At 43.6% G+C, this 14,856-nt stretch carries 9 protein-coding genes; 2 read left to right on the plus strand and 7 right to left on the minus strand.

All coding sequences use genetic code 11. The features are described 5' to 3' along the window. Positions 1–78 precede the first annotated feature (78 nt). From BJP34_RS19240 to BJP34_RS19260, 5 genes are all read right to left on the minus strand, one after another. The gene (locus tag BJP34_RS19240) at positions 79–597 is read right to left on the minus strand and encodes a hypothetical protein (RefSeq protein ID WP_070393730.1); all 519 of its coding nucleotides are present in this window, start codon (positions 595–597) and stop codon (positions 79–81) included. 361 nt (positions 598–958) lie between these two features. Then, on the minus strand, positions 959–1,501 hold the full coding sequence (locus BJP34_RS19245) for a hypothetical protein (RefSeq protein ID WP_070393731.1): 543 nt from the start codon (positions 1,499–1,501) through the stop codon (positions 959–961). 47 nt (positions 1,502–1,548) lie between these two features. Beyond that, complete coding sequence (locus BJP34_RS19250; protein WP_070393732.1) at positions 1,549–5,361, minus strand: hypothetical protein; 3,813 nt, start codon at positions 5,359–5,361, stop codon at positions 1,549–1,551. An 11-nt stretch (positions 5,362–5,372) separates the two neighbouring features. After that, on the minus strand, positions 5,373–8,984 hold the full coding sequence (locus BJP34_RS19255; protein ID WP_070393733.1) for a hypothetical protein: 3,612 nt from the start codon (positions 8,982–8,984) through the stop codon (positions 5,373–5,375). A 277-nt stretch (positions 8,985–9,261) separates the two neighbouring features. Further along, complete coding sequence (locus BJP34_RS19260) at positions 9,262–9,453, minus strand: hypothetical protein (RefSeq protein ID WP_070393734.1); 192 nt, start codon at positions 9,451–9,453, stop codon at positions 9,262–9,264. 293 nt (positions 9,454–9,746) lie between these two features. Here BJP34_RS19260 and BJP34_RS43745 point away from each other — a divergent pair, with 293 nt between their 5' ends. Both BJP34_RS43745 and BJP34_RS19265 read left to right on the plus strand, forming a co-directional pair. Further along, positions 9,747–9,920 carry a hypothetical protein gene (locus tag BJP34_RS43745; RefSeq protein ID WP_158517313.1) on the plus strand — a complete coding sequence of 58 codons (174 nt, stop codon included), beginning with the start codon at positions 9,747–9,749 and terminating at the stop codon, positions 9,918–9,920. 691 nt (positions 9,921–10,611) lie between these two features. After that, the gene (locus tag BJP34_RS19265) at positions 10,612–11,535 is read left to right on the plus strand and encodes a helix-turn-helix domain-containing protein (protein WP_070393735.1); all 924 of its coding nucleotides are present in this window, start codon (positions 10,612–10,614) and stop codon (positions 11,533–11,535) included. Between the two features lie 121 nt (positions 11,536–11,656). Here the strand turns inward: BJP34_RS19265 and BJP34_RS19270 are convergent, their stop codons facing one another. Both BJP34_RS19270 and BJP34_RS43750 read right to left on the minus strand, forming a co-directional pair. Then, a complete protein-coding gene (locus tag BJP34_RS19270; protein ID WP_070393736.1) occupies positions 11,657–14,029 on the minus strand; it encodes a peroxidase family protein in 2,373 nt (790 codons plus the stop codon). A gap of 378 nt (positions 14,030–14,407) precedes the next feature. Then, positions 14,408–14,563, minus strand: coding sequence for a hypothetical protein (locus tag BJP34_RS43750; RefSeq protein WP_158517314.1), 156 nt, complete (start codon positions 14,561–14,563; stop codon positions 14,408–14,410). Between the last annotated feature and the right edge of the window lie 293 nt (positions 14,564–14,856).

Below are 14,856 nucleotides of genomic sequence, written 5' to 3' on the forward strand. Positions count from 1 at the left end.
TTGCCTATTGCCTATTGCCTATTGCCTTAAAGGGATAAGCTTTGTCCTCATCACTCTGAGAATTGCTATAAATGATCGCTATTCTTCATTACTAACTTTGAAATAGATCCCCCTTAATTTGAGGTCTAATCCATCAATTAATTGACCTGCATCATCTTGCCATTCTGCTGATAGTCCAACGGTATATGCTGTTTTATCTTTTTTTACTACTGTTGTATTCTCACTCACAGTTTCATTGGCAGTAGAACCTGGAATTCTGACATGAAATTCATCCACATATAAACCAGCTTCTACAAGGAGATTAGCAGCATTCTGTAAGACGGTAATATCTGGTAATTCCTCGGTGTTGAGCGTGCCATCCGTATTCAGAAAGGAAGCCGTTTCGCCTTCATCAACTGCTCCTAGTGTTTGTAAAATAGTATTGAAAGAAGTACCCACTGTACCTAAATATACTCTCTCCCCTGCCGGAAGTTCAACTTCAATTCCCTTTTCTTTAATCTCATCAATTGCATTTTTAGGGTCTAAGGAAATTATCTTCCCAGCCAGTTCTAGAGAAACACCAAAAAATACTTTAGTTTTAGTTTCAGTTTCTGACATTTTTTTGCTCCTTATTCAAAAATAGTTAGTTTCAACAACTATCAATTTACAACAATTAAATTAGACATTTTGCTTTTCATTATATATCATATATCCAATAAAAAGTAAACCTAAAATTTATTTTTTTATTGGGCAATAAAACTCCGGATATCTTTCTCATCTTGCCTCTTGCTTTCCCCTCCTGGGAGGGGTTAGGGGTGGGTTACTCTTGCCTCTTGCTTTCCCCTCCTGGGAGGGGTTAGGGGTGGGTTACTCTTGCCTCTTGCTTTCCCCTCCTGGGAGGGGTTAGGGGTGGGTTACTCTTGCCTCTTGCCTCTTGCCTCTTTCAGCAATTCGTGTGTTTACAACCGAGATACAAAGGCTATAATTGATCGAGCTTAACGTCTGCTTCCGTTGGCACCACTGATTCTTCTGGAATCTTTGTTGTTGAAAGATTATCATCAGTTACAGTATTTCCATTTTCGTCCACGAAGGTTAAGCCTTTTTTAACAATAACTCCATTGGGATAATCATCGGATTGGGGTACCGAAAATACCGTAACTTTAATCCCCCTCCTATCTTCAGGTTCCGGTATAGGTTGGAAGACATCAATCTTCAACTTCATTGCCAGTTCAGGAGCAACGTCTTGGTTGGTTAGAAAACTAAAATCTTTACTATCAAAGGGAAAATCCTCGGCAAAATTGAAAGGAAACTGATCATTAATTGATCCAGTAGCAGTATAACAAGGATCCGGTGATGTACCTTCCGTAACAGTAATTGATTTTGCCCACATATCAGATAATGGATGATTGTCAGATAAGTTAATGGGCAATTCTTCAGTAATGCTATAGGTAGTCTTTACTTTCTCCATAAAGGTTGGGATATTGTTAATATCTTGATAATCAGTGATTTTATCCTCTGCCATCGTATCTCCTTTTGATCTAACTTAAATTCAACCTATTGCTTAAAGCCTTAACCTTTAGCATAGGCCGCATACCAGCCAACAGCATCATTACTATCCGTGGCATCAGGATTGCCAAAGATAACAATTTCCGTTTGTCCACTGGGGGGAAATGAGAGGACAAAAAACTTAAGAGCAACCTTCTTAATTTTCAACAAGTAAGCTGTACCAGAAGTGCTAGTGGAATCAACCAGTAATTCCACCGTCTTGAAGGACAGCTTCAGTACACTCTGGAGAGGAAAACCGAGCACATCCCCACCAATTCCCGGTAGCCTCAATCCTACAAAAGTTGTGGCTTCCTCCTGGGAACCATCCTGATTCGGTTCCCAGATAATCAACAGATTAACCACAAACTGAGCTGAACCCGACAATGCCCCCAAACTGCCCAAATTAAACTCGAAGTTAAAACCAAAGCCACTGTCGGGCATAGAACCAGTGCCCAAGGGAGTTTTCACCGTAAGATACCCTTTAGGCTTGCTATCGGGTTGAGCAGGGTCGAGATAGACGAAGTTAGTCAGCTTAAGGGGAAATTTGCTGTAGAGACTATGGGGGCGGGCTTTACTCTGAGCCAAATCAAAGGCAATTTGGCTGGCATCCACACTAAAGGTGATATCCTGGGTACCATTGGTATGCTTGCAGTTCATCACAATGGTTAGCTTTGAGAACTGGAGGAATTGTTCGTTATTGGCTAGCTCATCCAGTTTTTGCTGCAACTCCGCTGATGCTTGATTGAGAGTATCAATCCCTACTTGATAATCGTCTTCCAGAGCACGGGCACTGCGGTTGACCAGGTTGCTGGCAGTTAACACGTCATCGGACAGGGAAGTATCTGACCCAAAGGATAATCCATCAAAGGTCTCTAGGTCACGGAAATTGAGACGGCCCCAGAGGGTAAACCGTCCAATGGTGAGTGTAGTATCATTGCCTGGGGGGTCTGTGGAAAACGTGGCCTTAACGATGTCAACATTATTGAGAATATGACTATCGGGTAGGGCAAAATAGTTCTCGCCGCTAAAGCTAAAGCTATAGGTAATCACGCCATCGTGTTCTTCCGTAAAGCCCTGGAGAATGACGATATTCCGTCCTGAACGACTATTGAGTAATTGGGTGGCTTCGTCAAAGAGTTTATCTAGGGTAAGATTGACCTCACTGGAAAATGCCGTGATTTGAGAATTTTGGAATTGCACCCGTAAGTTGGCCACCTGGAAGGCATAGCCCAAGGGACCCGTTTCTGGCACGGAGTTGTCTTGATAGTCCAGCAATCCAAACAAAGAAGACTGTTCCGCTACCAATTCCCCATTTTGGGGCAAAATCGGGGTGCCATTACTCCCGACATACTGAGCGTAGAAGTTATCCTGGTCTTGTATGCCACATTCTAGGGCTTTCAAGTCTTGAGGCAGTCCTGTCCCAGCTGGGAGCTTGACATTTAACGCAATCATCCCTGACCAAAAAGTGCTGCTGCCAACCCGGGCTAGAGGGGCAGCATTATCCCGGTCTTTTTCAGCAGCATTGGGGTCGTTGGCGGTTGCGATCGCATTTTCAAAGAATGTCACTAAGCGATCGCGCACTGCTTTAATTTCCTTGACCCGTTCATCAGCATCCGTTGCCGTCCCGACAAATACCTCCGGTTGTTCCCACAGGGCGGTATCCTTGAGAATATCAATCAGGGGCTTATCTAGGAACTTAAACAGTAATACCGTATCAGTATCCCCTGTGCCCTGTCGCCAATTATCTGGATTGAGATCAAAGGTCCAATCTTGAATGGTCAGTTGGTTATTCTGAAAATGCTCCTTGATAACTGGAGGAGATTCATTGGTATCAAAGGTTTTGAGGGAAGTCGGGTCAGTGATCACCAGGAACATCTGACTGGACTGGAAAGCTGAACGGAGGGATGAACCCCGTTCTAGGTCCTGCAAACTCACATCCTCATTGTCGGTATCCTTCGCCAGTAATAGACTATTGAGGGTTTGGTAATCAGAGGAATAGGTTGCCAACAATCCCAGGGAAGTTGTACCAGTGATGGTTTCCGCTGGTGCAGCAGCTGTCATGGCCTGAGCTTCAGGGGTAGCTGATCTACTCAAGGCACTGAATGCTTGGGGACTAAATGTCCCTATCCCCCCTAGTATTCCTTGAGGTTGACCGCTAAGTTGAGTAGTGTCTGTTTCAGCAATAATTTTAATTTTTTTGCGGCGCTGGGGATTGAGGATTTGTTCCTCCATTTGCTGATAGTGAGCCAGGGTTCCACTTACGCCTCCATAGGGAAACAAGGGTAAATACTCTCCCCTGGGCAGTCCTGTAACGGGAACCTCCAAAAACGTGAGGGGGTTCTCAGTTGGGTTTGGGTTTTGAGCCTGAAGCGTTGATGCTCGATACAGCAATGACTGCTTGGGTTGGGAAAAATAGACCGGTAAATTCGTGACTTCCTTATATTCAATATATCCCCAAGCTGTAGTTGTTTCCGATTCTAGACGCTGCCCAGCTTCATTGGTTTCTACAATTTGCTCCGGAACGAAATCCGGCGCAAAGGTCGGTTTTCCAGCTTCCAGATGCAGAATATTATCCTGTTGACTCGACAGTTGAATGTATTCAATCCCCGCTAATCCACACAAGAAGTTATCTTCATCTCGTATCGAGAAGTCCTCTCCACTGGGGATAGGGGTATTATCGTAATCTGGAACCGAGAGAGTATATTTCCCTTGGGGGACTAGATACAAAGGTGAACCAAAGATGCTATAATTCTGCCCTGGACGCTCTGCAAAGATTAGCCGACTGTCCCCATGACCATGGGGAGTGACATGGATGGAATATCCCAAATTAGTGCGATAACAAGAAGGCAAGGATAAATCCGAAATGTTCAAGTTTCCTGGCTCTACAAAGCCAAAGTAAGTGCGATCGCCATTCAAAGGTTGGAGTGGATCTAGGGCACTATATAAGGTCAGATTTTGGCTACCATCCCCCTGCTGAGAATAATGGGAAGCAGCATCGCTATCTTCCCCCAAAAAGGGATATCGATGGCTAGAAATCAGGAAGTCCTGGTCGCTATTCAATCCTGCAAAACCAGATAAGGGGTCATTCTGGTCTAGTAAGGAGTTTGCGGATTTGAAAAACATCCGCAGGGTAACATCCAGATAAACTAGTTCCTCAAAAGAGGCTGTGCCAGGAGATTGGTTTTGCAAGGTCAGGGCAAAGCTCAGGCAACCGGCCAACTCTCCGTTAAAGGGTAATGCCATCGCTTCCCCTGCTTCATTGACCTCAATCCCTTTCAGTTGATGAGCACCATAACCTGTGGACAAATAAAACGGGTCACTTTTCGGTAATTCAGTTTCCGGTGATTCAGTCTCGGTGCTAGGGAGGTTGTGTAGAGACGGATCGGGGGCAAACACAAATCCGTCTTTAGTTCCATTCAACTGACAAATTACACCACTAGCGATCGCTAATTCATAATTGCGGAAATTAAAAAAGGTCAGTCGCTCTACAGTATCTGTCGGGGAAAGGGTTAGGGCATGAAATCGCCAGCGAGAGACTAACTCCTCTGGGTTATCAATCCACAAAAACCGAGTATTGCGTACCGAAGGTGTAATCAGAAATTCACCAATGCGGTCGCTCAACACGGAAGGGTCTATAGCATCATTCCCCTCTAGAGCAGCTTTGAAAAATAGATATACTCCCGTCTTTATTGTCCAAGTTTCTTCCAGGGAAAGGGTTTGAGAACCTTCTATCGATCCTTCATTCACCCAAAACCCAATGCTATAGGGCAGGGTAGGGTTAACGGATTCAGGTAAAACGTAGAGCGCCTGTGCTGTTGATTGGGTAAAGGTAGTCATCTGCTCACCCCCTACAGGACAATGCGATCGCCTTTGACCAGAGGCAAATCAAGCACCAGACTATTTTCGTCGAGGTAGATAAACCGATAGCTAGGTTCGTTAGACACCCCTTCGTGTAAAAGGCGACTCAACCTCGGTTTTCCGGTAGAGTTCAGTAGGGATTCTCCCAGGGATACTGACGGAATACTGACATGTTGCTCCATCAGTTGTCGTAAAGTCGTTCCCACCGGAACAAATACCGGTTGTTCCTGTAGCACCACCGTAATTTCTGGAATCACTGTTGCCCGTCCTCGGAAATAAAAGCTGGCAACGTTTGTCTTTTTATCCAGGTCTGTTACTGTTGTTGCCCCCATAATGGTTGCGGCCTGTTCGGGATCGAGGGAACCTGCAGAAGGAGCTGCCAAACTAGGATACACCAGCCGCAAGTAGGGTTTTTGATAGCCAACTTTAAAGGTATCCAGACTACTTCCAGCCCCTACCGTAGCAATATCTGTGGTGACATAGGGCTGAATTTGGGACAAAAACCCATCAAAATTAATCATTAGGTTAGTGCCATCCCGATAACTTTTGAGGCTATAGTAAGACGTGCCACTGCCCACAAACCCTGAATTAGCCGTATATTGGGCTGGATGAACAAACTGATAGTTTTGGTAATCGACCTGTAACCGCATTCCAGCTTGCAAATCCACTGAGCCATTAACGCTATCCAAGCCGTAGTAGTAGTAGAGAATTTCCTCAACCAACAACGGCATCCGTTCAGCAATGCGGGTTTTTACCAGGGTGAGGGTACCAGCAATCAGATTACTGTTGGTATCTAGTTGAGCAATAAAGTTGTCGTAATCGGTCTTAAGTTGATCTAGCCAATTTTCAGTGCTTTCCGGAGGAGTGATGGTCAGGGTGCAGCTTTGATCAGCATTTTCTGTAAGGGTAAAGATGCCTGTGGTGCTGGAGATGTTATTGGAATCCGCAGCAGTGTTGAATAACTGGGGCAATGTTGTGGTTTGGGTAATCCCAGCAGAGTCGTTGCCATTGCCCAAATAAATAACAGGTTTTTCCTCCACCTCCGTAAAGTAGTAGTCCGCTTGATGGCGAAACTGTTGTGCAAAGATCACATCTACTTCGGAGTTTAACCTTGCCAAAATCGCTTCCAGGATGTGATTGGGAGTCAGCGGTGGGCGGACTAGGGTAAACTCCGGCACTGTAAAGGTGTTTACCGTCCCAGCTTGATCTGTCCAATCAAAGGTTCCAGAGACTTTTGCCAAAAAGCCTAACTCAGTCAGTTCCAGGATTACAGTGGCGTTCATCACTGATGCGATCGCTACCTGGTCGATAATCTTTTGGGAAGTACCAGGTTCAAAGATTGGACCCAAGGTAACTTCAAACGGTAGAGTTAAATTTCTTTGCCCTTCCAGGACAAACTGCTCATTGCGCCACCAGCCATGGAGTACAAGGTTTTCTCCCAACCAATTGCCCTTGAGAACCACTTTCCCATCTTCAATCCCCAGGGGGTCAAATTGACTCCTTTGTTGATTGTGACGAGCAAAGAGTAGCTTGAAATCTACCGTCCAATCAAATGGGCGATAATCCCTTAATTGGGGGAGTACTAGTTCAGACACAGAGGTGATAGAAGACATCTGCCATATCTCCCCCGTGCTATCTGGTTTCAGGAATAGACTCAACCCCTCTAGGGTATTAATTTGTCCTAATCCAATTTGAAAATCGAATTCCGGTGAATTGAGGGCAAGTTTACCCGGCGCATCGGCTTGAACTGCCGTAAAGGGAATTGACGTTTTCCATAACGTGCTATCCACTTGTCCCCATTTAAAGTACCAGCTTGGGGAGCTTCCAGGTTCTGATTGCCATTCCAGGGCAATCTTGGTGAAGTCAAACTCAGGAGTAACTTCCCGGATTTCAGAGATGTCAACCTTAAGATTGAGCTTAGACTCTGAATAGTGCTCTACATCCGGCATACCCTCCAAAGTCAGTTGAGCAATTAGGGGTTGGTTCAAAGGACTGGGCATATTAGTCAGCGTCAGGTTGCCCAAAATTTCAATGGTGGGGTAGTAGCGCTGGTAAATCGCCTCTGGTGTCAGGGCAGAGTCATAAATTGCCACCTCGTAGAGTTCCCCTTCCCAAGGGAAATCTTCATTCCTTGGGAAGTTGCCCCTGCGTTCGAGAAATAAAACATCATTTGCTAACGCTAACTTAACAGCAGGGTGATTTGTCCAAGAATTAAGCTCCTGATCATCCCTATCTTTCCAAGGAGAATCCTCCTCATCATCCCGATTTTTCCAACGATTATCCTCATCATCCCGATTTTCCCAACGATTACCCCTCTGATTCCTATTTCTCGAAGGATTACTCTGCTGATTCCTATTTCTCCAAAAATGACGCTCCTGATTATCGCTATTAATCCATTTTGAATTGTCTAGCTTCCCATTGAGATACAACTTGGCATTATCACTCTCATCCCCCAAGTTATTCTGTGAGAAAGTATAGACAACATAGGTTAGCTCGTCGGTTGTTACTGTGTCGGGACTTGTGGTCAGGATTTGCCAATATCGGTTTCTATCATTAGTGTTGGTGCGCAATAATAGCACACTATACTCGTCGTGATGGTAGCAATCCCCCGACCAGGGATTGCCATAATCCTTTAGCCATTCTGAATCCCCTTGAGCGAGAGTCACATAGGGATTTTTAGGATCTTCGGATAGAGTCACGACTATAGCTGGGTATTTTTGACCCGTTTTGCTAGGCTTAATCCAGGTTGCAATAGTGATTTCGTTGCTCTCTTGGAATGCCTTGATCAGTTTGCTAGCAGAACTTAGGTTTGCCGCTTCTAGGGTGGCATTTTCACTCTCGATCAAGCCATCTTTAACAGCAATAGACCCTAATCCCCACTGCACTGTTTCTGGCTCCGTTTGAATCCGTAAGTCGATGGCGGGTGCATCTTCGCTATTCCTCAAGGAGCAATCATAAACCCATTCTCCCGACTTTTCTCCAAACCAATAGAGCACCTGGGGTTGAAGAGGATTTGACCCAGGTTTAACCGTAAAAGTGGTCAACTCTAAATTGCCCCAGGGTTGAATCGGGATTTCCTGAGGATTATTAGGATTGTAATTAAAAATCAGTTCAGAGCCATCGCTCAACCCTGCCTCAAGGACAATATCTTGACCAGAGAAAACCGCCGTCACTGTTCCACTGACCGTGGCGGTTTCGGAATTAAGTGGCTGGGTAAAACTCAGATTTAAATCTTTGAAATGGGTTGAGCCTTCGGGACTAAATCCAAAAGAGTCAGTAGATTGAACCCCTAACGTAAATGAATCGCTGTTGTAGGTGAGTTCAATAGTATAAAATGCATCGAAAGGTGAGGCGGGTAATCCCGGTAAGATTAGGCTAGCTTGATAAAGGCTCTTATCAAGGGTTTCTCCAGGTTTGAGAATTTGTGCAACTGATGATTCTGCTAGAAACTCGGAGATTGTTTGTTTGCTATAGCGTTCCTTATCGAGTCCCTCAGGAATTGTAATCCAATAAATCTGGAAACCAGCCTCAGCATCAATCTCATATTTAAAGTAGTACTCAGAACCTAGACTCAATAATGTTATAAATCCGTATGCGAGCATAAAAAATCCCTTTAATTCTATGTAAGGATTCAGCAACGTTGGTTATGGAATCAAACCAGGAGCAAGTGCAGTTTTATCAAGCTGAGCCGGTTGAGCTTGCTCAACAAACTCTATCACAGACCACCCCTAAGTAGAGCAGTTTGTTTACTAAACTTAATATTTACTACACTTAATCAATTAGCCGATAGATAAATTAGCACTATCCTGAATATATTACCGATACCGAGAGCGACTCCAGGTTTTTCCTGGATGTCCTTGAACTCTGCCTATTTTCCGTTTAGTTTTTTCTCCTGTATCTGGTTTTTCTTATTTCTGAGTTTCCGTTTTTTTGAGTAGGTCTGTTGATGGCGGTTTTGATGAAGTTTTGCGTTCTAATTCTACTCCTTACAGCCAATTTATCTATTTCTTTTTTCAGTTCTTCTATTGTTGCTTGCTGCTGAGCTATAGCCTTCGCTGCAGTAATGAGCATTTCTACCACTTCCTCCTTCTACAACTGGTTGAATCGTTCTATATCTAGTTTTTTCGCCTGGCATTTGGTCACGAACGCAATGCTATACCCTTTATATCGCTTTTGTCAATACCCCACCCTTTAATCCTTACTTTAGTCGCGGGTTCAAAAATGACTCGGCGGTTTTAACCGCCGATAAAAGTTGACTTTTGGGTACAAACATGTCGTTTATTTGCACTAATTTTATTACTAGAGTAGAAGAGCCAAACGTCTTTTTCTATGAGATAAAACTCTATACCAATCCTCAATAAATTGTGAAAAGTTTTGTTCCCTACTCCCTACTCCCTACTCCCTACTCCCTACTCCCTACTCCCTACTCCCTACTCCCTACTCCCTACTCCCTACTCCCTACTCCCTGTTCCCTGTTCCCTGTTCCCTGTTCCCTTTGGTATATAAAACGGCATACCATTACAGAATTGAAAGATTGATGAATCTATTAATACAGGAATTTTTGTACGTAACAGCATTATCAAGCCATGAATGGATGGAAAAGTTAAAAGCAAAAATAATGCCTACAAGTATTGCCAACCCTTAGCTCATTAGTCTGAGTATAATTGGGCTAAAAAGCTTGGTAGCGATTCAAAAAATCCGAGGATTTAATATTATTAAAAAATACAAGCTAGCCAAATCAATTAATGATGCAGCTTGGTACATATTTAGAGAATGGCTGGAGTATTTTGCGAGAATTTATGGGGTTCCGGTAGTAGCTGTTGGGTAAGCTATCAGCCGTTGGCCAATGGCCACTCAAGTAGCACCATATGTAGCGCATATGCTGTTGGCGTAGCCTGCGCGTAGCGCATATGCTTACATTAACAGCTCCCTCGAAAACGACATCTGCTGGACAGGGCAAACTCAATTAAGTAAGCCAACTTGACTAAAAGGGAAAGACTCACAGTGACCTGGGAATCCCCAGGCGCGAGGATTGTTCCCACCGGGGGAGGATGCCAACCGAAACGATACCCTAGAATGAGAGAGTTTTCCTATGTCATCAGCAAATTCGATATATTGTTAATTTTTGATAATTTTTAATAAGTTCTATGGTGAGATGCCCAAGAGATGTTACTATCCGGTATTTATGTATAAAAATTGTTAACGTGGATTAATGGGTGGAGAGATTTGGTGAGCCACTTAAGTCTAGAGCAAGAGGAGCAACTCCAGAAAATAGGGACCTATCTCAGCCAACTCAGGCAGGAGAAATCTATACCTATTGAGGAAGTCGCTAACAAAACCTTTATTCGATTGCATATATTGCAAGCCCTTGAAGCAGGGCAATCGGAGCCGTTGCCCGAGCCAGTTTACATTCAAGGCTTCATTCGTCGCTATGCAGAGTTTCTCAGTCTAGATGGTCCAGGGATAGCCAAAACGTTTCCAGTTAATTCTGGATTGTCCTTGAAAACCGAGAACACCGAGAACACCGAGGAAACCAATAACACCAAGAACACCGAGGAAAGCCAGCCTGGTGCCTTAGTCTTGTATAGCAATACCCCCTCACAAGAGAAATCTCAGACTCTAATCTCTGCTCAAAAGATTCCTAGGATTGTAGCCAAAAGCAATACTGTTAAGACCGTAGCCAAAACCATAGAACCCTATTATCCTTACATCATAATAGTAAGCTTGGTCAGTGTTGCTGGTGGACTAATTTATCTACTCAACACCGTTTTCACCTATATCACTAATCAACAGATCGAAAACTCATCCGTTGCTCAGGAGCAGACAACCCCAGATAAACCAGAACAACCAGCACCAGCCCCTAAGCCAGAACCTAAACCACCCCCCACACCCAAACCCCCATCTAATCCATTAATTAAAGTACGCTTGAGTATTACAGAGCAAACTTGGGTACGAGTGGTAGTTGATGGCAAAATCGAGTTGGAAGAAACCTTACCGAAGGGATATCAGAAAACCTGGATTGCTAAACAAAAACTGACTGTGAGGTCAGGGAATGCCGGAGGTGTTTTGTATAGTGTGGATCAACAGCAACCAAAATCCCTCGGGAAACGTGGTGCTGTTGTACAGAGGAGTTTTAGCTTAGCTGCTCAGTAGATCAGTCGCAGTAGCTTGTAGGGTGGGCAAAAACAGTTTGGTTATGGGTGAGTATTCTTGTCGGAGATTACTTTGCCCACCCTACTGGAATTGGTATTTTTTTTTCTATCAAATACAAACCCTATAAAATAGTCAGGTCAATCACTAGATCGTTAAAGTCGCGATCGCTTTTGTCACTGTCATTACCACTTAAATCTTCAAAGGCGAATGTGAATGTGTTGTCACTGCTATTTCCAAGTTCAAGGATGTGGGTCATGCCATCACTGTTAGCAGCTGTGAAAGCAAAAAATACCTCAGAATCACCATTTTCAACATCATCCAAATCCCCATCTGTAACCAAGTAGGGAGCTAGGAGAGATCCACCAGGAAGAGTAACATCAAAATTCACTGTGGTCAAGTTTTCGTCTACCTTGAATTCAACCACGCTGGCATCAATGGCAGCTTCTGCATAACCCTCTTGGCCAGGAGTAAGAGATTGACCCGTGATCGGATCAATTATCGTTCCCTGTTGATCAGCAATTACATAAAAGCCAATTAAATTGTCATACTCCGCCTCTCTAGTCACAGTTGCTGTAGCTTGTCCCGACAAGCCGGTTAAATCTAGCAGTCCATCAGAGGAGGGATTGTTATCGGAGCTGATCAAGAAAGCATTGTCTTGAATTGTAGTAATTTCGGTGTTGAGCTTGATAATGTCAGCAAACGTAACTTGCTTTATGGCTGCAATTTCCTCTTGGGTAAAGAAACCGCCATCCTCAATCGGTCTCTCGAACCAAAAGCGGTCAGCATCCCGTATCCGCTCGTATTGCTCCCATAGCATTGCTTGAATAGTTTCTCCGGCACTGGATGGAGCAACAGCATCTTCTGCAAACAGCCCAATCAATAAGTCGATATCTTCTACAGTGTGGTAGAGGTTTTCGAGAGTATTTGCCAACTCTGAATTTGAAGTAATTTCCTCAAAAGTAGTCACCCGTGGTAGACCGAGACTTGTTCGCACTTGGTTATAGTCAGCCAAACCATGATCTCGTCCCCGTTGCTGATTAGCAGCATAAAGGTCAAATCCGATTGCACCTGGTACTAAAGCGTTGCGCAGGTCAAAGACTATATCAGTATCAACATCTTCAGTAATTGTTTGACTCGCACCGCGCAAGATATTATCTATATCGCTACTATCATTGATATTCGGTGAACTAAATGTTCTTAGTAATTGCAAACTTGTGAGATTACCATCAGCATCAATAGTATCTATACGGTTATTAGTTTGGGTATGACCAACACGAAGACCAGCAGCAGCAAATTCACTAGTGATTTCTGGGGTTTGATCAGAGTTATAGCTACTGTAGTCCGTGATCACATTACCCACCATCAGGGGGAGCCACTCGTACAGGACAATAGCTTGATATTGGGCAATATTAATCTGGCGAGAGCGTTGATATATCTGCTCATCTGTCCAGTCAGGATGAAACCGATAAAGTTCTTGGGCAAGGCGGTTGTGGTTACGCATCCACAGGGTATGCTGGGATGCCAAACTATCGTTTTCGTTAACCCGTGTATCTCCCGCTAGAAAACCCACATCCATGAAAGCGCCTTTACCACTGATCAGTTCTCCATCAGCACCTGTGATGTTAACGGGTAACAAGTCATCATTAGTGGTAACTGTTTCATCCGAGAAGACGTTGAGCTGACCTTCTGAAAAAGCACGAATTGCTTGATATTCTTCTTCAGTAGACCCATAAACTACAGAAAGATCAAGCCAAGAAGTAACAATATTAATGGCTTGTCCTGGGCTCCCAGACTCCCCAGTACCGGGTAAAAAGGCATCCCGTTCAAAGTCAAACTGCAAGCCACCATCTGCTTGTGTAGAAATTTCTTGAGTGGGAGGAGTGTTTGGTGGAAAATTCGGGTCATCGGCTGGAATGTCAATGGGGAAATTGAGTGATTCTAACCGGTTTTCGTTCTGTTCTTTTGACCCATTGGCTGCTAAATCAGTGTCGTGGTTGACGAACTGACCAAAAGCCCAAATGAAAGCGCTTAAGCCATTACCATTGGGATCAGACTCTCCCTCCTCTAGGTTAGAGGTCGCATTGCTGATCACTCGGGTACTAGGGCGATCTGGTGGGTTAAGCAATACAAAGGGCGCATCAGATACATTGCTTAAGCCCTCTGTATTGGATATGACGTTAAATCCCAATCCATTTAATCGGTCTGCTTCGGCTTGGGTAAATATGGGAATGGGTTGGCGCGTAACAGTATTGCCATCTATACCGATCAGAGCATTGCCTTCTGCATCAAATGCTATACCCGCCGGTGACTGGATTCCGTCTTCATACTCAATTGGACCTAAACGCAGCAAGGGCGTATTAGGGATTCCCAAAGAGACTTGGTCTAAATTATTCCTACTGCCGTCGATCAGGCGAATCGTAATCCCTTCATCATTTACAACTAATGTGCTGTCGGCAAATGGGTCTCGTTTAAGAACACTGTTGAAATTTTCCATAACAACTATTTAAATAAACTTAACGTCTTATTTATAAGAGTTCCCGACCGTAAGGAAAAAATCCTAGAGGGTAAGTTAAATTAGGATGTTTTGTTGTACAGCTGACACTAGAATCTACCCCTGAAAGGCTTGCTGTTTTTAGGTGGTTTTATGGTTGACCGCTAGTATTGACTGTGCTTAGCTGACAAACGTCACTAATAAAGAGCCTGTTACTTTTAGAGCTTATGAAAGCTTAGACTATAGATTTCATAATTGCTAAATTATTTTATATTTTTTTTAATTTCAGATAGTTTATTCGATCAACTGGAGTATTTTAACAGGTTTTATTCGATACCAAATTAAGTTACCGTGAGAGGATTGTAAATACTTTTATAGGCTCTATATCAAATCTTTAATTCTCTGATGAAATTTATTTGATACTTTTACATTTTCTACCTTTACCTGATAGGAGCTTCGGAGCAGGTAGCAGGCAACAGGCAAGAGGCAAGAGGCAACAGGCAAGAGGCAACAGGCAAGAGGCAAGAGGTAAAACAATCCTGTGTACCTGATAGTTATGCAAACAGCAGTATCAAAATAATCAGCTTTTTAGTGTAATGTTTATGATAATTTTTCGCCCATTTAAACGACATTTGATTAAATAAAAAAAATTGAAACTCTTCTGCCTTCTGCCTTTTGCCTTTTGCCTTTTGCCTTCTGCCTTCTGCCTTCTGTTTTTTGCCTTCTGCCTTGCATCCAATACATTTTCCTTATTACCAGCTGATGTGGTATGATAATATTTTTACTTAGATAAAGTTAAAAAAAGATAAAGACAAGGCTTCAATAAAATT

The sequence above is a fragment of the Moorena producens PAL-8-15-08-1 genome (assembly GCF_001767235.1).
Taxonomy (GTDB): Bacteria; Cyanobacteriota; Cyanobacteriia; order Cyanobacteriales; family Coleofasciculaceae; genus Moorena; species Moorena producens_A.